23 protein-coding genes are annotated in these 19795 nt (G+C 49.8%); 7 read left to right on the plus strand and 16 right to left on the minus strand.

The genetic code is table 11. The features are described 5' to 3' along the window. Positions 1-14 precede the first annotated feature (14 nt). The gene (locus K3G39_RS04440) at positions 15-731 is read left to right on the plus strand and encodes a response regulator transcription factor (RefSeq protein WP_220624972.1); all 717 of its coding nucleotides are present in this window, start codon (positions 15-17) and stop codon (positions 729-731) included. 77 nt (positions 732-808) lie between these two features. Here the strand turns inward: K3G39_RS04440 and K3G39_RS04445 are convergent, their stop codons facing one another. Beyond that, positions 809-1489, minus strand: coding sequence for a porin family protein (locus K3G39_RS04445; protein WP_220624973.1), 681 nt, complete (start codon positions 1487-1489; stop codon positions 809-811). A gap of 210 nt (positions 1490-1699) precedes the next feature. On the opposite strand from K3G39_RS04445, the gene K3G39_RS04450 reads away from it, so the two are divergent. Then, positions 1700-2830: a nucleoid-associated protein gene (locus tag K3G39_RS04450; RefSeq protein WP_255593969.1), complete on the plus strand. Its 1131-nt coding sequence runs from the start codon at positions 1700-1702 to the stop codon at positions 2828-2830. A gap of 129 nt (positions 2831-2959) precedes the next feature. Further along, a complete protein-coding gene (locus K3G39_RS04455) occupies positions 2960-3394 on the plus strand; it encodes a hypothetical protein (protein WP_255593970.1) in 435 nt (144 codons plus the stop codon). A gap of 57 nt (positions 3395-3451) precedes the next feature. On the opposite strand, the gene K3G39_RS04460 is transcribed toward K3G39_RS04455, so the two are convergent. Beyond that, on the minus strand, positions 3452-4456 hold the full coding sequence (locus tag K3G39_RS04460; RefSeq protein ID WP_220624975.1) for a sterol desaturase family protein: 1005 nt from the start codon (positions 4454-4456) through the stop codon (positions 3452-3454). Between the two features lie 196 nt (positions 4457-4652). Here K3G39_RS04460 and K3G39_RS04465 point away from each other — a divergent pair, with 196 nt between their 5' ends. Next, positions 4653-4844, plus strand: a complete 192-nt coding sequence (locus K3G39_RS04465) for a hypothetical protein (protein ID WP_220624976.1) — start codon at positions 4653-4655, stop codon at positions 4842-4844. Between the two features lie 60 nt (positions 4845-4904). Here the strand turns inward: K3G39_RS04465 and K3G39_RS04470 are convergent, their stop codons facing one another. The 4 genes from K3G39_RS04470 to K3G39_RS04485 form a co-directional block, all read right to left on the minus strand. Continuing rightward, positions 4905-5468, minus strand: a complete 564-nt coding sequence (locus K3G39_RS04470; protein ID WP_220624977.1) for an HD domain-containing protein — start codon at positions 5466-5468, stop codon at positions 4905-4907. Positions 5469-5533: 65 nt separating this feature from the next. Then, positions 5534-6046, minus strand: a complete 513-nt coding sequence (locus K3G39_RS04475; protein ID WP_220624978.1) for a hypothetical protein — start codon at positions 6044-6046, stop codon at positions 5534-5536. Positions 6047-6444: 398 nt separating this feature from the next. After that, positions 6445-7167, minus strand: coding sequence for a TVP38/TMEM64 family protein (locus K3G39_RS04480; RefSeq protein WP_220624979.1), 723 nt, complete (start codon positions 7165-7167; stop codon positions 6445-6447). Between the two features lie 43 nt (positions 7168-7210). Further along, complete coding sequence (locus K3G39_RS04485; protein ID WP_220624980.1) at positions 7211-7996, minus strand: rhomboid family intramembrane serine protease; 786 nt, start codon at positions 7994-7996, stop codon at positions 7211-7213. Positions 7997-8224: 228 nt separating this feature from the next. Here K3G39_RS04485 and K3G39_RS04490 point away from each other — a divergent pair, with 228 nt between their 5' ends. The 3 genes from K3G39_RS04490 (at position 8225) to msrA (ending at position 11529) form a co-directional block, all read left to right on the plus strand. Continuing rightward, complete coding sequence (locus K3G39_RS04490) at positions 8225-10108, plus strand: glycoside hydrolase family 3 protein (RefSeq protein WP_255593971.1); 1884 nt, start codon at positions 8225-8227, stop codon at positions 10106-10108. Positions 10109-10191: 83 nt separating this feature from the next. After that, on the plus strand, positions 10192-10890 hold the full coding sequence (locus tag K3G39_RS04495; protein ID WP_220624981.1) for a hypothetical protein: 699 nt from the start codon (positions 10192-10194) through the stop codon (positions 10888-10890). Positions 10891-10986: 96 nt separating this feature from the next. Further along, positions 10987-11529: a peptide-methionine (S)-S-oxide reductase MsrA gene (gene msrA / locus K3G39_RS04500; RefSeq protein WP_220624982.1), complete on the plus strand. Its 543-nt coding sequence runs from the start codon at positions 10987-10989 to the stop codon at positions 11527-11529. Positions 11530-11600: 71 nt separating this feature from the next. On the opposite strand, the gene K3G39_RS04505 is transcribed toward msrA, so the two are convergent. From K3G39_RS04505 to K3G39_RS04550, 10 genes are all read right to left on the minus strand, one after another. Then, on the minus strand, positions 11601-12113 hold the full coding sequence (locus K3G39_RS04505; protein WP_220624983.1) for an NUDIX domain-containing protein: 513 nt from the start codon (positions 12111-12113) through the stop codon (positions 11601-11603). A 61-nt stretch (positions 12114-12174) separates the two neighbouring features. Further along, positions 12175-13194, minus strand: coding sequence for an SDR family oxidoreductase (locus tag K3G39_RS04510; RefSeq protein WP_220624984.1), 1020 nt, complete (start codon positions 13192-13194; stop codon positions 12175-12177). A 122-nt stretch (positions 13195-13316) separates the two neighbouring features. Further along, positions 13317-14090 carry an outer membrane beta-barrel protein gene (locus tag K3G39_RS04515; protein WP_255593972.1) on the minus strand — a complete coding sequence of 258 codons (774 nt, stop codon included), beginning with the start codon at positions 14088-14090 and terminating at the stop codon, positions 13317-13319. 201 nt (positions 14091-14291) lie between these two features. After that, positions 14292-15227 (minus strand): M28 family peptidase, encoded by a 936-nt coding sequence (locus K3G39_RS04520; protein WP_220624985.1) that lies wholly within the window; start codon positions 15225-15227, stop codon positions 14292-14294. 55 nt (positions 15228-15282) lie between these two features. After that, a complete protein-coding gene (locus K3G39_RS04525; protein ID WP_220624986.1) occupies positions 15283-15492 on the minus strand; it encodes a hypothetical protein in 210 nt (69 codons plus the stop codon). 220 nt (positions 15493-15712) lie between these two features. Further along, the gene (locus tag K3G39_RS04530; protein ID WP_220624987.1) at positions 15713-16306 is read right to left on the minus strand and encodes a hypothetical protein; all 594 of its coding nucleotides are present in this window, start codon (positions 16304-16306) and stop codon (positions 15713-15715) included. A gap of 14 nt (positions 16307-16320) precedes the next feature. Further along, positions 16321-17043 (minus strand): head GIN domain-containing protein, encoded by a 723-nt coding sequence (locus K3G39_RS04535; protein ID WP_220624988.1) that lies wholly within the window; start codon positions 17041-17043, stop codon positions 16321-16323. A gap of 103 nt (positions 17044-17146) precedes the next feature. Next, positions 17147-18055, minus strand: coding sequence for a membrane-binding protein (locus K3G39_RS04540; protein WP_255593973.1), 909 nt, complete (start codon positions 18053-18055; stop codon positions 17147-17149). Between the two features lie 134 nt (positions 18056-18189). Then, a complete protein-coding gene (locus K3G39_RS04545; protein ID WP_220624989.1) occupies positions 18190-18798 on the minus strand; it encodes a hypothetical protein in 609 nt (202 codons plus the stop codon). Between the two features lie 143 nt (positions 18799-18941). Further along, positions 18942-19691, minus strand: coding sequence for a YgaP-like transmembrane domain (locus tag K3G39_RS04550; RefSeq protein WP_220624990.1), 750 nt, complete (start codon positions 19689-19691; stop codon positions 18942-18944). Positions 19692-19795 lie beyond the last annotated feature (104 nt).

Consider the following 19795-nt stretch of genomic DNA (forward strand, 5'->3'; position numbering starts at 1 on the left):
GAATCTGGCACCATATGAGCGACAAAGGACTGAACATACTGCTTGCCGAGGACGACCCCAATTTCGGGATTGTGCTGCGCGACTACCTGGAGCTGCATGACTACGAGGTAACGCTGTGCCCCGACGGTTGCCAGGCCATCACGGCCTTTCGGAAAGGAAGCTTTGACCTTTGCATACTCGATGTGATGATGCCTGGTAAGGATGGTTTTACGCTGGCCCGCGAAATCAAAAAACTAGAGCCTGAGATGCCCCTCATTTTCCTGACGGCCAAAGCGATGCGGGAGGATATGCTCGAAGGCTTTAAAATCGGTGCCGACGACTACATCACCAAGCCGTTTGACTCGGAGGTGCTGCTTTACAAAATAAAAGCAATTATGCACCGCAAGGGTGGAAACCCAATAACAGAAAAGCCGGAAGTAACTGAATATACTATCGGGCAATATCGTTTCCAGTACAAGCTGCGCCTGCTGCATTACAACGGCGATATACAGAAGCTTTCACCAAAAGAAGCCGAACTGCTGCGCCTGCTTTGCCAGAACCTGAACGACGTGCTGCCACGCGAGGAAGCGCTGCTGCGCATCTGGCACGAGGACAGTTACTTTACTGGTCGCAGCATGGATGTATACATTGCCAAACTTCGCAAATACCTCCGCCAGGACCCTACAGTAGAAATCATTAACATACACGGGCAAGGCTACAGATTGTGCGCTCACAACGGGGTAATGTTATAAAATGAAACAGGCCGCTACCAGAAGTAGCGGCCTGTGTGTTTCACCAAAACACTATTACAAACAGTTAAATTCTTTTCTTAGAAAGTAAATCCTACAGAGGCTTTGATCACCCGGTTGAAGGTATCGAAGTTACGGTTGGCGTCTACAGTTGTCAGGCCGTAGTCGTATCCGGCGCTTACGTTAAAGCCACTGGCAAAGCGGTAGCCTATACCTCCTGTTGCCGCCACATCCAGCTCACGGAAACCGCTGTTTACGTCCCACTCCTGGTTCAGGGCGTTGAAACCCAATGCTCCGGCCTTAACATGAACTTTGTTAGAAAGCAGGTATGAGAACTGAGGTCCGGCAAAAATATGGAAGCCCTCACCTATGAAAATCTTTGCCAGAATCGGCATGTCAATGTATTCGGCTTTGTTGGTCACGGTAACTCCAGCATTGAGGAAGTCGAACTGCTCCATCGGGATTTTACCTGTCAGGCGCATCCCTTTCTGAGAATACAGCAGACCTGGCTCAATCTCGAAACCAGGTGCGACAGGTATAGACACCACACCCCCTACATGAAAACCTTCCCGCATCTCACGGTTAAGGGCTCCGTTGGTCATCTCCATCAGATCCTGGGCAGTATTGATGGTTTCGCCCTGCCATTCCGATAAGTTTACACCCGCTTTTATACCGATGCGCACGGGCTGCTTCTGCTGCGCATTTGCCTGAGTTGCCGCCATTCCCAGAACGACGGCCAGTAGTAGAAATATCTTTTTCATCACTCCTATCCTTTATTGGTTGAAATCCTTTTAAACTCTAAGCTGCGCTGCTTGATGAGGGATATGAAAGAACCGTGCCAATTTGTAATCAGGTAAATGAAAAAAAGTTCATAAACAGGTATAAATAATTCAAAATCAGTTAATTATGATTATAAAATAATTTATACACTCAGGAAACAGCACAAAAATACCCTTGCTTAATTGTTCTACATGTTTGGCTATCGACCTGTTTGCACCTTACCTTTGCAGGCCCTCAACAACAGGTATAGACTAGGTATAAAGGCAAAGCAGATGAACGACAAAAGACAGGTACGGCTGAACAGGCTGGCTGTGCACAGAGTAGGCAACAAGGCAAAAGAAGAGGGCGTGATCGCTTCAAAAGAACTGGTCGATCTGCGGGATGAGCAACTGACGGACTTACTGACGAATTACTTTCTGGCTCCCTTTAAGCAGGAAGAGTTTTTCCGTTTCCATCATACCTCTGACCTGGCCCTGAACGAAATGTTCGCCTATGCGGCCCTGATGTTCACGGAACCACAAAAGTTTCTGGAGTATTCGGTGCATGTGCTCAACCACCTGTACGAGCAATCGGACCACCCCAAAGTAAAAAGCGGCGAACTATACGTGGTGCATCTGTCTGGCTGTCTGATGGAAGACGACATTGTGGACGCAATCGGCATTTTTAAGTCGGAGAACAAAGATACGTTCCTGACCTTCCAGGAAGATGACGATGACCTGAGCATGAATTACCATTTCGGGGTGAACATTAAAAGTGTAGACAAAGGCTGTTTAATTTTCAATACCCAGGCTGAGGATGGTTTCCGAGTGAAAATCGTGGATGCCAACAGCACCGACGCCGTGTTCTGGAAAGAGGATTTCCTGCACGTCACTGAACTCAAGGATACCAACTTTAACACCAAGACAGCGCTTAACCTCTGCAAGGATTTCTCGGAAGAAGTGTTTGCCCAGACCGACAGCAAAAAGGCCCAGGTCGACTTCATCAGCCGCTCCGTGGACTACTTTTCAAAAAGCGAAACTTTTGATCTGGAGGAGTTCACGAGCAGCGTAATAGACCAGCCAGAAACGGCCGAACGATTCAAGAATTATACCCAGGCCTTTGCCGAAGAGCGCGACATCGAGGGCTTTACGGACTTTGCCATCAACAAAAACACGGTGAAGAACATGAAGCGCAAGTTCCGCAACTTCATCAAACTCGACACCCAGATCGAAATCAAGTTCAGTGGGTATAACCCGGAACAGAGCGAGCAATATGTAGAACGCGGCTTCGATCAGGAGCGTGGTATGCACTTCTACAAGGTGTACTTCCACTCTGAGTCATAGCGTTATGTGCCGGACAAGCAGGTATGGAAACTATACCTGAACGCCCTTTGTTGCTGATTAGCCTGCACCAAAATACCGGAACAGTATTTGATAGAGAAGAAAGCACCTATGATTAGCTTTAAAAGAGATATGAAAAAATCAGTTCTTGCCACTTTACTTTTTGCCTTCGTCGCGACCGCCTTATTTGCACAGGGACCCGCTCAAAAGGCTGGTACAACACAAAGCGCACCCTCGACATTGGAACAGCGCGCCGATGAGATAACGGCAGGTATGGTAAAGAACCTGCGCCTAAGCCCGAAACAAGCGACCGCACTGAAGGACGTAAACCGCAACAGCATGAAGTTTGCCGAGGAGGCACGCAAAAAGCATCGTGATAATCCACCTAAACTGGCCGCGCAAATGGACATGATCAGCCAGACAAGGCTTTCGCAGATCAAAGACATCCTTACTGAGCAGCAGTTTGCCCAGTACCAGTCACGCCGCGAAGAGAAGATGGGCGTGCCACGCGAAGCCAGAACTAACCCCAGCCAGGGCCCCGGCCAGCAGTACGACAATAATTACTAGATGCTACAGTAAAGCGTTTTAACGGAAAAGCATGGCATGCGCCATGCTTTTTTTATTTTAACCTACCCGTCGGTTTTCAGGCTGACTTAGCCGCTCTTCCAACTCCAGGTCGGCAGGTACAGCCGTAGCCGCCACATGCAGGGTTGGCGCCACATCAATTGTCTCCGTTTCCTGCGTTGTCCGCGCATCCCGCTCCCGCTGATTGGCCGTTACAACAGTGCCGGGCGGCTTGAACAGGATATCCCAGGCCTCCCTGAGTGAGCGGGCATACCTTAGGTCTTTGAAGATATCCACCCATTCATGAAAAACAAGATAGAAGGGGTTGTAGGACGAAACCGGGGTAGTGAGTCCGTAGGTTGGCTTTTCTTCTTCCTTTTGAAAAGTACCGAACATTCTGTCCCAGAAAATAAAAGTGGATCCGTAGTTTTTGTCGATGTACTTGGGGTTTGAGCCATGGTGTACGCGGTGATGCGAAGGCGTCACGAAAATATACTCAAAAGGCGCAGGCAACTTCCGGATCAGTTCTGTATGCACCCAAAACTGGTAGAGCACCGCTAGTTGATGGCAAACAAAAAACGTGAAGGGATCAAAGCCCAGAAAAGGCACCGGCAGGAAAAACAGGAACTTAATGGGCGCTGTCCAGCTGGTGCGCAGGGATATCGCAAAATTCATTTTCTCGGAAGAGTGGTGCGTTACATGTGTTGCCCACCAGAGCCGCTGCTCGTGCGATATGCGGTGTGCCCAGTACCTTAAAAAATCAACTGCTATAAATCCGACCACAAAACCCCACCACGACCTGGGTATAGCCCATGGCACAGCATTGTATATCATCATAGAAGCAGTGAAAAACACGATCTTCAGACTGGCACCCACGATGGCGCTGCCTGCACCAATCCCGAGCGCAGCCATAAAGTCCTTTTTTTCATAATAATTCCGCTTCTTTTTTACGCCTACGTACCATTCAATCAATACAGAGGCTATAATAATAGGTGCCGCCAGGTGCATAATAGTTATGTTGTCCAGCTCTGCTAGTTGATCCATTGTAAATACTTTTTTCTCCATAAGCTATTCGTTCGTGCACAGGTATAGCCTTTAGTAACGACGCCTTTCGCAAAGGGTTAAGTAAGAAAATACCGGCAAGATCCTGCTCCATAGTCCGGAAGACAGCTCCTTTGGACTTAAAGTACAGGGTCAAAGGCTATCTCAAACATTGATTTTATGGAAAAGCCTGCGTAATCTTGTCAAAAGGTTTAGCTATATGAACATCCGTAAAAAAGTAAGAATGCACATACCTGCCGGCACGGATCGCTATGCCGCCATCGCCTTATTTGTGAAAGCCGCCGAGAAGGAAAACTGGAGCGAACAGGAAATCCAGTTTGTGATTGATGAAGTGGTAGAGGCCGAGGACAGTGCCAAAGGTATGGAAGCGCTGCAGTACTATCTTGCATAAAAAAAGCCGTGCCGGCGCAGCGAATGCACCTACACGGCTTTTGAGATTTTAGTGGTTTTTCTAGGCCTCGTCCTGTGCTATAGGCGCCAATTGCAGCTCTGCCTGGTGCTGTTGCAGCACGCCGATGATAAAATCGATATGCTCTTTTAGATCCACACCGAAAAGTTCGGCGCCGATACGTACCTCTTCACGGTCCACGGAAGCGGCAAAACCACTTGTTTTCAGTTTCTTTATCACTGACTTAGCCTCAAGCCCTTCCAGTCGCTGCGGCCGCACTTGCGCGCATGCGACAATAAAACCGGTTATCTCGTCGCAGGCGATCAGGGCTTTATCAAGGGTGGTATCGTAGGGTACGCCCCAGTGGGTATAATGCGCTGATATGGCATGAGCAATTCGCTCCTCCCCTTTTTCGCGCAGCAAGTCAACGATTACGTTCGGGTGCTTTTCCGGGTAGGCCTGGTAGTCGGCATCGTGCAGGAGGCCGGCAATGGCCCATTCATCGGTATTTTCACCTAGTTTGTTGGCGTAGGCCTCCATTACCAGTTCCACGGTGCGGGCGTGGCGTAGCAGACTCTCGCTGGTAGTCATTTGCTCCAGTATGGCGCGGGCTTCTTGTCTTGTCATAAGTAGTACGGGCTTTTACAAACCGAATGTAGTAAATTCAGCTTATACCTGCGCATCTGACAAGCTTAATCCTTCATTGCAAAGCCATAGTCGCTCGGCTGGAAATCAAATTCCTGGTCTGCGGGAAATTCCGATCGGGCAATTCTGACGTTATCCCATCTGCCGTAGATCTTGTCTTTGCGACCCACCAGTATATCAATACGGTTTCGGAATCGGCGGTTCATGGTATCCCGGACAATGTACTGCCCGTCCAGGTCATCTGAAATGCCATCTACCCACACAGTATCACCATACTGAATATCGCCGCCCCAGCGTGCCAGCATGTCACGTGAAAGGGCAATCCAGCGGTGTTTTTTAGGATTTTTGGGGTTAATGCGGGAGCCGTCGGCTGTGATGAGGGGGTTTCCGTCGGTTTGGCCTACTTCGGGGTAGTAAACAGTGGCCGTAACGTTAAAAGTTTCCGGGTATTCGGGGTAATCTGGGTGTTTTTGTACTTTTTCTATGAATCGGGGTGATATCAGTTCTGGTACCTTCTCCTCACTTGGAGGATTTGAAACTTCGGGTTTCAGGAAATCCATTTCTTCGAAAAAAGTTACAAAAATGGAAATCACTACTGCGAGTATTTTGACCCTAAACATATGTAATCCATTTCGTGAAACATCATTTCTATAATAATAAACCGCTTAAACGGCGGGTACAGAAATTAGGTTTTATGAAATGGGTAAATTTAGGACAGTTAAAAAACGGAAATTTAAGTCATAAAAAACCCTATATACAGGCAATGGATTCAAAATTTAAAGTTCAAGGCCAAGAGGTCGGGTAAGAATGAAATTTAAAATTATCACTAAAATATCACAGTAAAAAATAGAATAGTGTCATAATTATGTTCTAACAAAAACGAGTTTTCCGCAAGTTATCAGATCCAAAATTGTAATTTGTAAAGCCCGTTTGCAGGAGCCTTTACGACAGGTATAGATTAGTTTTGTTGCTTCTGCTTTTTGATGTATTTGTCGTAGACCACATAACCAACAAAAAGCACTAAACTTACCCCGCCTACCCAGATCAATCCGTTCATCAGGCGATCGTTATCTTCGCCGAGCCAGGCCAGCAGCACAGTGAGCGGCGTTATACCTGCCAGGGTGGCTCCTATAAATTTAAAATAACTCATTTTAGTGAGACCTGCCACAAAGCTAACCGCATCGTTTGACAGAAAGGGAGAGATACGGGCAATAATCACAGCCCAGATCCCGTAGTCTGATACAAACCCACAGACTTTGTCCTCAGCTTTGTGCCCAATAATTTTGCGCACCCCCGCCTCGCCCAGTCCACGGCCAATTAAATAACCGATAGTAGAAGCTACCAGCACAGCGGCAATCGCGATAACCGAGCCCCAGACCGGACCATAAGCAATGATGGCGACCAGCATCAGGGCCACCACATTTACAACCAGCAGAAACATCTGGGCAACCATAGCCAGCACAATGAAGAACGGCCCCCAGAAGCCAAACTGCTCTACCCAACCTGAAATACGTTCCTCATCCCCACTCGACAGCACATCCCAGCCTTCTTTGATACTCGCCTGAAAACCGGGAAAGATGAAATAAGAGAGGATCAGCAGCGCAAAAATTCCTGCCGTTACGACCAGTGGCCATTTGCTTTGTTTTACGTCTTCTTGTTCTGTAGCTGTGTTTTGCGCCATAGGTATTCTTTTCTGTGTATAGACGTAGCTTAAACTATTTGGGTTAAGCCTCCAGCATACCTGTTTTAGGGTTGAGCCGTGCTTTTTGTTCGTACCTCGTCTGTGGTTCATTTTTTGCCAGGGTATAGCGCCAGGTATAGCCCGCACCGGATAGCGTGCTGCTCTGGTGCTGTTGCTGCGCCGACAACTCCTGCTGACTAAGCGCTGGCTCTGCAGGTATAGCGAGCTGCTTCTTGTCGACATGCTCTCCGTAAAGTACGGCCGCTACCAATCCTGCCAGTATTCCGCCCAGGTGTCCTTCCCATGAGATGCGTTCTTCAGATGGAAACAAGCCATAAAAAAGGCCACTGTACAGAAACAAGATAGCCAGCGAAACAGCCAGGCCGGCCCTGTCACGGCGCACGATGCCGTTGAACAGCAGAAAACCAGCCAGGCCGTATACCACTCCGCTCGCCCCCACATGGTAAGCATCCCGCCCGATGAACCAGGTAAACAAGCCGCTCAACACGTATACCAGCACAAATACACGTAGTGCAACCGAACGATGCAAAAAAAGAATGAAGCCTGAAAGCAGTACCAGCGGAAACGAATTGGATAGCAGGTGTATGAGCCCTGAGTGTATGAGTGGCCCCATGAAAACGCCAGTGAGGCCCAGGAAGTCACGCGGATGAATGCCCAGCCAGGCCAGGTTCACATCGTTCAGGTAAGAGAGCAGCGCTACGAGCCAGATCAGCCCGACGAACAAAGTACCCGGCAAAAAACTGTAAGCAAAACGCTCATTTTCGGCTTTCAGGTCTTCGCGGTTCGGCAAAGGAGTTGCTCGCATCATAAGGATTTGTCTGGAGCAGGTATAAAGGCTCCTTTTGTTATGGTCAGGCTATACGTACAAGAGGATTCCAGGTCATGATGAAATAATTCCTGCACAGTAGCAAGATACAGGCTGTCAGTGAAAATTCGTATGCGTTATCCGTACTTTTCACGTTCTATACCGTATCAGTTCCATTTCAGCCATTGCCCTGAAACGTATAAAGCTTGTAGCCTTAAACCCAATCCGATATTGAGAAGTAATAAAGGTGATTTCACCACGCGTACCATGCACGTTAACCCGCTTCACCCGATAATGCCCAGGCTATACCTTAGCCTGATTTGCTGTTTCCTGCTGTTAAGCTCCTGCGAGAGTACCGACACCAAAGGAGCATCTTATGCGCGGGATGAGGAGAAACAGCGTGAGTTTTTCCCGGAAGAAGTTGCCTATACACGTCCAGGCTCTCTGGTGGAGGCAATCGAAAATCCCTCCCCCTGGGTGGATTCTGTCTTTCAAACGCTGAGTCCGGAGGAGCGCATCGCGCAGCTGATTATCATTGAGGCGTTTTCAAACAAAGGTGCAAAGTATGAGACCGATGTGATGAACCTGGTGAAAAGGTATAAAGTAGGTGGCGTCATTTATTTTCAGGGAGGGCCCATACGACAGGCAGTCCTGAACAACCGCTTGCAGGCCGCTTCCAAAGTGCCGCTCCTGATCTCGATGGACGCTGAAACCGGCGTGGGCATGCGACTGGACAGCACGGTGCAGTATCCGTTTCAGATGATGATGGGCGCCATAGAGGACAACGGCCTGATTTACCGCATGGGGGCCGAGGTGGCAGAGGAATTTAAGCGATTAGGTATGCACGTCAACTTCGCACCGGTAGCCGACATCAACAACAATCCGCAGAACCCCATTATCAGTTACCGCGCTTTTGGAGAAAACAAGCTGGACGTGACAGCCAAAAGCCTGGCCTATATGCGGGGTATGCAGGAAAATGGCATCATTGCGGTAGCCAAGCACTTCCCCGGCCATGGCGACACGGATGTAGACTCGCATTACGACCTGCCTGTTATTCCGCATGACCGTGCCCGCCTCGACTCGCTGGAGCTATACCCTTTCCGGGAGCTGATCAAGCATGGCATCGGGGGCATCATGGTGGCGCACATGCACATGGAACAACTCGACACGACGCTGAACCTGCCTTCTACCCTCTCCAAACCCATCGTGACCAACCTGCTCAAAAACCAGCTGGAGTTTAAGGGACTGGTCTTTACAGATGCCATGGTGATGAAAGGCGTAACCAAGTACTTTCCCCCGGGTGAGGCCGAGGCTCGCGCCCTGATAGCAGGCAACGATGTACTGGAGCGACTCAACAGCGTTCCAAAAGCCATCCAGGCTATAAAGCACGCTATTGATCAGGGGTACATTTCGCAGGAAGAGATAGACAGCCGCTGCAGGAAAATGCTGGCCGCTAAGGCCTGGGTAGGCCTGGACAGGTTTAAGCCTATTGAATTGGAGAATCTGTACGAAGACCTGAACCCAGGTATAGCAGACAGCACCAACCATGCACTCGCCGAGGCCGCCATGACACTGCTCAACAACCGGAAGAACTTTCTGCCTATCCGCCAGAAAAAGCGCCAACGCATCGCCACGCTTTCTTTTGGCGTGGTACGCCCCAGCATTTTCCAGCGCGAGGTTAACAAATATGCCCGCATCGACACTGACTTTGTACTGTCGCGTAAGGCCACTGCAAAAGAAGTAAAGCAAATGAAGCAGAAACTCCGAGGCTACGATTTGGTGCTGGTAGGGCTTTACGGACCAAGTGTGACGCCAAGCAACCGATTGGGCTATTCCAAAGAAGCAGTCGGATTTGTGACAGACCTGGCCCGCTCCAACCGCTCCGTCATCACGCTGTTTGATAATCCCTATACCTTGAATCAGTTTCCCGACATTCACAAGAGCCTGGTACTGGTGCTGGCGTATCAGGCCCACATGCACGCACAGGTGGCAGCGGCTAAACTGCTTTTTGGGAAAATACCTGCACGTGGCAAGCTGCCCGTCACCGTAAACAAGCACTACCAGTACGGGCATGGCATCAGCAAAGACAAACCCCTGCTGGCCGTAAACCCTTGATTAGTATCTTGTCAGATTGCTTTGCGTATGATGGCAAGTATAGGCACTGCCTGAAACGCCAACCCTAAAACTTTGAAAAATAAATGCTAAATTCTAGAACAACCTACATAATTGGCTTTGTGGTAGCCCTGCTGCTCTGGAGCTGCGAGGGAAACCGCACCGCACAGGAAACAGAAGAAATAACCGTAGACGTACCCGCTGACACCGCCCGTGTAGAGCGCACCGGCCGCACCGTGGGCGAGCGCCTGGAGTCGCTGCGGGGCTGGATGAACGAGAAAGTAGAGCGTGGTGACACCGCCATCCAACGCGAGATGCCAGGTATAAAAGAAGATTTCCGGGTACGATCTACTGAGATCGAGCAGAACCTGGACAGCCTCTCCGCCGACTCTAAAGCAGAATATGCCCGACTGAAGGAACGCTACGAACGCTGGGAAAACAGGCAGGAAAGACGCCTGAACACGCCGCTCGACCGTGCTGAACTGGACCAATGGGAAGAGCAACTACTCCGCGAATTTAAGGAGATCGAAAACATCGAACCGAAAGATATGCGCGAAGCCTACCTCACTTTTATGGGTGTGATCCGGGCTAAGCGCCGCAACTGGACCCAGCACGACTGGGACTACGTAGATAATGTTTACGGGCAACTAAACCAGCGCCGCGGGCAGGTAGAGAACCAGATCTCGAACACTGATAAGCTCAAGATCAGAGCGTTGCAGGCAGAATACCTGACCCTGGAGGGGGCAGCAGACGCCCAAAGCACGGTGCGTAACATGCGTAATTAAACTATCTGAGGGTTTTCTGGTTTAGACGCTATACCTTGCACAGGTATAGCCAGTCGTTTTTGGCTGATTGTCTATACCTAATTTAAAGCGAAAACAATGGAAAAAGCGACATTTGGAGGAGGATGCTTCTGGTGTACCGAAGCAGTGTTTCAGGAGTTAGCCGGTGTACAGAAAGTAGAATCAGGTTATGCGGGCGGGCACATGGAAAACCCAACCTATAAGCAAGTCACCTCCGGCACGACTGGACATGCTGAAGTACTGCAGATCACCTACGACCCGGATACTATCAGCTACGACGAACTCCTGGAAGTCTTTTGGAATACCCATGATCCGACCACCCTGAATAGACAGGGCAACGACATCGGGCCGCAATACCGCTCCATCGTACTCTATCACAATGATGAGCAGCATGAGAAAGCCGAAAAATACCTGAAAGAACTTGATGCCTCCGGTGCCTTCGATGCTCCGATCGTGACAACAGTAGAACCGCTGCAGGAATTTTACCCGGCCGAAGACTATCATCAGAATTACTTCAACACCCACGGCCACGAGCCTTACTGCAGCTTTGTGATCCGGCCGAAAGTTGATAAGTTCAGAAAAGTATTTGCTGACAAAATGAAGCCCGGAGCTGCCAGATAAGTCAATACAAATAAAAAAGCATCAGCTACCCAAAAGGGTGGCTGACGCTTTTTTATTTTAAGCAGCAGGAATTACCCCTGCAACTGCACCCACTGCTGGGCAATAATGGTCTTGGCATCGGCAAAGCTTTCTTTGAGGAGTTCCTCGCGGGTATAGCTGACCAGTTCAATATGCTCGTGTTCATCGTCTTTGCCACCGCCTTCGGCGTGCTGGTGCGAAACTTCGGCGTAATACAGCAACACTTTTTCGGTGGTGCCGCCCGGCGATGAGTAGAAGGTATGCAGGTGCTGGAGGCTGTCTACGCTGTAGCCAATCTCTTCTTCTATTTCGCGGGCAATGCTGGTTTCCGGGCTCTCTCCTTCGTCTACCATACCTGCCACCACTTCCACCAGCTCCGATTCAGAACCTACCCGAAACTGCTGGGTCAGGATATAGCGCTGCTTTTCGGTGTCGTATACCATGGCAGCTACTGCAGTGCCGCGGTCAAATTGTTCCCGCGTAAAGGTATGGCCCTTTTGCGCTACCGTCAGTTTATAGATCTTGAAGTAGCCATCGTAGGCTGTTTCTCTTTTTTTAATTTCCATAAGGGCGAATATAGGCAAAGCCAGGGTATAGCCTGCCTTTAGGTACAGGTTAATGTTCTTGTTACAGTTCGTTGTTTCGGAAGGCTGCCTTTTGGGTGCGCTCCGTCAGACCAGACATGGAAAGTGGTGTTTCGCTTTCGTAGCCTTTCTTGGCCCGTTGCTCCCAGGTGGGTCCGGGCAACATGCGGTTGAGCACAGCAAACACATCGGTCGTGGTTTCCGGTGAGAGTCCGTGAATGAAAGCACCGATCTTGGCAGGTATTGACGTGACCACCTCGGCATCTCCGTGTCGGCAGGCATCCAGTATCGACCTGCCCGAATCCTCTGCGCTGATGGACGTGAGCGGACTTGAGTCAGCAATTTTAAACAAGGTATACTCCTCTTCGTGCTGCCCCTTAATGTTGGCATGCCGCGGACTGCCGGTCTGCATCAGGCCCGGTGAGGCACAGGTAACGACAATGTTATGCTGCTTCAGCTCTGCACGCAAACCTTCTGATAAACCGACCAGAGCAAACTTGCTGGCACTGTAAGGCACCAGGTGCGGTACGCCCAGTTTTCCACCAATAGAGGCAATGTTCAGGATGCGTCCGCCGCCGCGGGCTTTCATGGAAGGCAGCACGGCCAGCGTGGTATAGAGAGGTCCCCAGAAATGCGTCTGCATGGCCTCCTCAAAATCTTTTACAGTCATCTCCTCCAGCGGACCCGCCGTGATGATACCCGCATTATTGATCAGCACATCGATCTGCCCGAACTCCTGCTGCACCCGTTCGATCATCTGCTCTACCTGGGCCTGTTGGGTCACATCGCAGGGAATCACCATCACATCAGCCCCATTACCTGCCAGTTCCATGCGGGCATCCTCCAGCTGCATTTCGTCGCGTGAGCACAGCACCAGCCGGGCGCCTTCTTTGGCCAGTTGGCGCGCCATGACAAAGCCCAGCCCGCGGGCGCCGCCGGTTATCAGCACCGTCTTGTTCCGGAAGCTATAAGCATTGAGTTTGCGGGTAATGGCACGTGCTGCGAGCAAAGCACCAGCTCCGGCTGCCAGCCACCACAGGTTTTTTTTCTGTTCTGTTTTCATAGAATTTCAGGTATAGCAAATCAAGCCGGACACAGCATACAGGCAACTGATCTGGCTTTTTTGTCTACGGGAAGGTGAGTGATGTAGGTTCGTGAACCGGAAACGCTTAGGTATAGCGGGGCTTACTTCTTCTTTTTGAAAGGCTTTATACCTTGTCGCTTGCTCGTAAATACCTCGTTTTTAGGCATCGGGGTATACAGCAGTTTGACTGATACCACACCATAGTGATCTTTGTTGTCCTCAATTCGGGTAATATTATCGAGATAGTCTGTGGTGGTGATGTGATACATAACCTCGGGTGCCACACTGAACTGATCGGAAAAACGGAAGCGTATACCTCCACCAAATGGAATAACCCCGGCGATGGCTGGATATGACCGCAAACGGTCGTAGGTGATATCAGAGTTAGGAGTCCGGTTGGTAGGATATGAACTCGGAGTATAGTACACAAAACCTATACCGCCCTTTACAAAAGGTACGGCAAAGCGCTTACGGGTTGAGCGGTAATTATTGGAACCGGCATAGCTATCCATCAGGTTGTACACCAGCATCCCGGACACCTCAATCACCCTTGACTCGAAAGTAACATTATCCTGAAAGGTTTTCTCAGAAGCACCCAGCTTGATGTACTCCACCTCACCACTAATGGACCAGAAAGGGTTATACTTGAACAGGGCACCGATGCTGAACGCCGGACCAATGTCGTTGCAATCAAAGCTTCCGCATATATCGCTTTTCACGGCGGCTACACCTGCGCCAGCCTGAATCACCAGGCCGCGTTCCGGGATTTTACTCACACCCATGCGGCGTATAACACTGTCCTGCGCCTGGGCAGTGGTGCAAAATAAAAGGGTGGCCGAGAATAATAATAGAAGGAAGTATCTGCTCCTGTTCATGCTTCAGACAGGTTTCTCTTTATGGTTTGTGTGGCTTGCAGCCGGGCACTGGTTGTTACAGGCCTGCTTCCCCTATCTACGCAAGGCTAAAAGAAAGGATCATTAAAATTTATGAATACATTATAATATAGCCATGATAATATACACAGTGCTATACCTGCCTGTGTTAAGTATTATCTACACTGATGGTCAACACCGGCATTAAGCACCAGTTTCTGAAGTAGTTACACGAAGAGAAGGGCGTTTTTTGTTCAGCAACTTAACAAAGTCGATCACGAGGGCAGCCGCATCCGGATAAAAGGTGGGGTTGATATTTTCGTACACATCCGTCGGTTTGTGGTAGTGCGGATGGTCCTCCACGCCAAAGTAAATGAAAGGAATCTGGCGCTTGTGGAATTGATAATGATCTGATTGTCTGGTCCAGTCATTTTTACCCTGCTCAGGCCGGTCGTGGCCTGTTAGCAATCTGGCCTGCTGTCGTGGCTTTACCTGTTGCAGTAGTGGCAAAAAGGCCGGATAATGGTACGCACCGCTGGCATAAAGCTCGCCTTTATCGTTCAGGCTGAGCATATCCATGTTCACGTTCAGTTGGATCAGATCCAGGGCAAGCGGAGGATTTTCCAGAAAGGCATTGGCACCCTGCAGACCCAATTCTTCGCCATCAAGCGCAGCAAAGATCAAGGTATAATAAGGCTTGTTTTTCTTGAAATAGGCGGCAGCCGCTAACAGTGCTCCAACACCGGAGGCATTGTCGTCGGCTCCGTTATAAATTTCGCCCTTGCGCACGCCCACATGGTCGTAATGCGCCGTCAGGACGATGGTTTTGTCGGTTTTGCCAGGTATAAAGCCAATCAGGTTTATGGCCTCTTCTACTACAACGCTTCTACCCTCCAGGCGGAAGGTATGGCGGTAGTTGTTGTTATAAGCCTGTAGCCCGATCTCGTTGAAACGCTTCTCGATGTACTCCTGCGCCATCCGGTTGCCCTCCGTGCCGCTCAGACGGCCTGCCATTGAGTCAGCCGCAAGTACCTGCACGTCGCGTAACAGCACCTGCGAATCGAGCACCGATTTCTGAGCGAACGCCGACAGTTGTAGTGCACAAACAAATAAGAAGACAAAGGAAAGATGGCGTTTCATAGGTTTAATTTTGAGCGAATTTACTATAAAATCGCAAGCTTGCCCCTACAAAATACTAGTTGTTCACAACGGGCCAGGAGATCCAGCTTTTCTGGCGTGCTGAGGCTTTCTTCTGTTGCTCAGCTACACGGCGTTCTACTTCCTGCGTATAGTTTCCGTCTTTTTCAAATACCTCGCCTTTCAGCACCCAGCCTGTTTTAACGTAGTCCTGTACTCTGGTTACAAGTGCCTGCAAGTCGTTTGCTTCAATTACGTCGAATTCCATGTTCGTTCCTGTTTTAATGGTCTTACAAATGGTTGTCAGATGTGATTTAAACAAGGAGCGTGCCACTTACGTTCACCAGCTGCAAATGTTACAATAATTTTAAAATAAACTACCTATCTATCCAAACACCTTCTGAAAGCCGCTAAAAGCTGCTATAAAAAATCGGGCCGATCAAAAGAACGGCCCGATTCAGGTTAGCAACTAATTGTATTCTAATTCTTTACATTTTCTTCACATCGATAAAAGCAGGCACTTCTACCGGGCCTACCGAGGTTTGTATGGTCGGCTTGATCTGGAGCACCACATCCGGTCGGCTGTTGCCATTGTTTTCGGAAAGCATGGTCACCAGGCGTAATAAGTTATTTAAACTAGGTCTGCCATTTTCCTCGACTATCTGAATCGGCGTGCGCACGTTGATGGTGTTAAGTCCATGGCGCAGTTCCACAGGTTCGTCTACAATGCCACTCAGGGTTTGTTTACCATCCAGCAACAATTGCCACTTCAGTTTGGTTACGGTCATGCTGCGATCCTGGTTAGCTTCGTCCAGTTCTACGTTCAGCCCCAGGCTGGAGTAGGCAGATAGGTCATTGTCAGAGAAAGCTGAAAGTAGCAGTGCGGCCTCGCTGAAAGAAAAGTCTTCCGGCCGTTTTTTGTTCAGCACATTCACGCCGTTCAGCTTCACTTCATTTATACCTGACAGGCTATACCTTGCTTCCTTAAAAGCATCTACGTCGCTCTTGGTGCCGCACGAAAATGCGAATAAGGCTATACCTAGCAATAGGGCGAAACGTAGGAGATTTGTCTTTTTAGTCATTTGCTTTATACTGCTCAGCGCTTTAGTACTTTGCCTGAGCCTGAAATAGTTGAATTAATAGTTGGATTTCCCTGATAATACACATTTCCGCTTCCGGAGATCGAAACGGCCAGTTCGTTGGCGGCATTTACCTCTATATTCCCTGAACCGCTCAGCGTTACGCCGGCATTTTCACTAGGCATGCCAAAGGACTTGATGCTGCCTGAGCCAGACAGGCTGATATCCTGCATGCCAGCCTCTCCCACCATATCGATGTTACCCGAACCGGTCAGTCTGCTGGTTACTCTGTCAGCCAGCGCATTTATCCGGAGATAGCCGGAACCATCGAGTACAGCACGGAAGTCATCTGTTTCAAATTCATCCTGCAACTCTATACGCCCCGAACCGATCATTCCGGCACTACTCAGCTCCGTTACAGTCATGTGCACCTCAACTGTCTTGTGTCTGCGCAGGCACCTGTCGAAGCTGAGATCCCATACACCGTTTGACACATTGGTATTGATCGCATCCAGCACATTAGGCTGCGCTTTTACCTCGATCCGTTGCGTAGCTCCTCGTCTAACAAACACGCGGGTATCTCCGTTCACACGCAGTCCGCTGACCGCATCCAAGTTAAACTCCCGGGTTTCCACATCGCCTCTTCCCCGAATACAATCCGATTCTTCATCACAGGAGATGAGCAGCAGTACGGGCAGGATGATCAGGAGCACCCTGATCCCAATATTAGTAGATTTCATAGTTTTATGTAGCTTAAATGAGATCGCAAGTTAAATAATCCCGCAGCAGCTGCCTAAAACCCTGTGCTCCGTCTGCTCAATTTTTTGGTGGCATCACTAATTTTTAGCTGAAGTGACCTACTCTCTGACCACGCTGGTTTACCAGTACGCCGCTCTCTGTCACAAAAAGGCCTTGCAGGTACTCGCTCTCAAAGTAAAAAGGGTAATCGCGGTTGTTGGTACGGGCCAGCTTGCCGATGATGCGTGCGCCGCGTTCGGTCATGTGCACCAGTTGCAATCGTGTAGTCAGGAAGAACTGTTCAGCAGGTGCATTGTTAAACACTACTTTGCGCAGTACCAGCCGGCTATCCAGCCCCTGTGAGATTGTGTTGGCTCTGGCTGGCTGCTGGCGCAGCTGCTCTCTTGCATGCCGCGGTGGCTGGCTGCTCGTGATAGGTTGCTCACGGTGTCCGTTCATGCTGGCCACTAATTGGGCATCGGCATTGTCCCAGCCTTTGCTGATAGCAGCTAAGCGGTAGCTGCGCCCGGGATGCGTGGCCGAACTTCTTTCATCAGACAACACTTTAATGGCAGCTTGTGCCTCCTCCAGACCAGCCCCCATCTTGCGCAGCACAAAGCCCGAAAACTCATCAGCTTCCAGTTCATCGGCATGGTTGCTGCCCTGCCGCGACAAGGTATGGCCGTTCAGATGGTGCCCGATCTCGTGTGCCAGAATGCTCACACCGGCCCAGTCGGTATGCACCGCGTTGTTGATAGCGTCCAGGAAATGTTCGTTGTAGAGGATGTAGCGCTTCCCGTTGTAGATCACAGCGGCAGCATTCTCGATGTTGGCAGCGCGCACTTCAAAGCGGGGCTTCAGTCCAATCACATCAATGATCTCACCGATCACATCGCGGGGTGCGGCTTTGGCAAAGGTATAGCGCTCAGGAGCAGGCAGCGCTTCGGCCATTACCCCAAAAAAGGGAGTCAGGGCCAGCAGCAGTGCCAGGCTTATTTTCTTCAGGCAATTCATATGTATTTCCCTTTCTGTAGATGGATGAACACAGCATACCCAAAACGAAAAAAAGGCGGAAGCTGGTATACCTTTCAATGCAAGTACTTTGCCAGAATTGTGCTTGTTGTTCTATCAAAGGGGAGACCTATACCTTATTTAAAGAAAGCCACCAGACCGCTTGGCTTGCTGACAGTGATAAAGGCAGGTGACTCGATGCTGCCTACCGGCGTCTGGATCGTGGGTTTGATCTTGAATGTAATGCGCTCCCGTATATCGGTTTTCTGTCCCAGCAAAGTGATCAACCGGGATAAGCCTGTATAGTTGGGCAGGTTCCCGTCAGAAGCCAGCCCCACCGGTGTGGTAACCGGCAGCATGTTCATTCCTTGTTGCAGCACCATGGTTTCTTCAATGGTGCCGGTCAGGGCATCTTCTCCGTCCACTTCCAGCAGCCATTTCAGGCGAGTGATGGTCAGATTCGGCTTATCTTCGCTCTGCTTCTGCAAGGTAACATGCAGCGCCAGGGTAGCGCTTACCTCCAGCGAGCCGCTGGTTACGGCAGCCAGCAGACTATCCCGTTCCTCGTTCGAAAAGCCCCTACGCTCCTGTATGCGCTGCTCTACATCAATGCCGTTCAGCTTGGTATTGCGTACGCCCTGCAGGCTGTACTTTGCCTCCGTGAACGCCCTGATATCCTGCGCCTGTTTGCAGGAAAAACCGGCCAGCAGCATGAGCAGCAAAGCTACGTTCCTTATTTTGTTCATCTCTAACTGATTGCTAAACATAACGATATACAAATAACGCAATAGTTGGCATAATCTGTTTCAGGTATAGCATAAAAAAAGCAGGTATAGCTAATTGCTATACCTGCTTCAGAAATTCAATTGTGTGCTGTCGTTTTTGCTGATCAGGTCGCCCCTAGTGGCTGGTGGTGTTTGTGCTTCTCCTCGCCGGTCTCCATGTAGCGTTTGAAGTAGCGCAGGTCTTTTTCTACCATACTCCTGAGCATTGGGTTAAGCATTTTGGCCGCTAATCCTCCAAGAGAACCTGCCGGTGGACTGTAGGAAATGACAGCCTGCACAACGGTACCATGGCCGTCGGGAGAATCAGAGAAACGCACTTCACCCGCATTGTCGATGTCAGCATTAGGCAGGGAGCGCCAGGCAATCAGTTCATTTTCCTTTTCGTTGATGATATCTGCATCCCACTCCACGGTGCCCACGCCACCCGGAATTTTAGCAACCCAGTGCGAGCGCTGCGGACCATTGGACTGTACGCTCTCCAGGTGGTCCATAAATTTAGGCAGGTTCTCGAGCATGCGCCAGAACTGGTATACCTCTGTGCGCGGACGCTCTACTGTGATGGTCTTAATGATGTCCACCGAAATATCTTCATTCTCTGCCGTATCGCGCCCAATCATCTGGTTGACCGGGCAAAAGCCGGTAAAGCCCCGAAAGAGCAATGCGCCTCCGGCCAGGGCTGTTAGTATACCTGCAGTACCTGATTGACGCAATCCGACCAGTGCCATTGCTGCACCGCCAACTGCCGAAAGCACCCGTTCCGGACGGCTTACATTGATGTGACTTGAACCGGAAGCCGGTGGGAAAATGTGCTCCGTGTGAAGCATCTTAGAGTAATTGGGGTTGTATGTATCCATAACTTATTAGTTTTGTTCTATTTTGATATTATGGATACGTGGGTTGGGTCTATTATAGTTACTGTAAGTGGGTTTTAATAGGTTAAGGGCCTGAAAACGACAAG

It is taken from the genome of Pontibacter sp. HSC-14F20 (genome assembly GCF_019599265.1).
Lineage (GTDB): Bacteria > Bacteroidota > Bacteroidia > Cytophagales > Hymenobacteraceae > Pontibacter.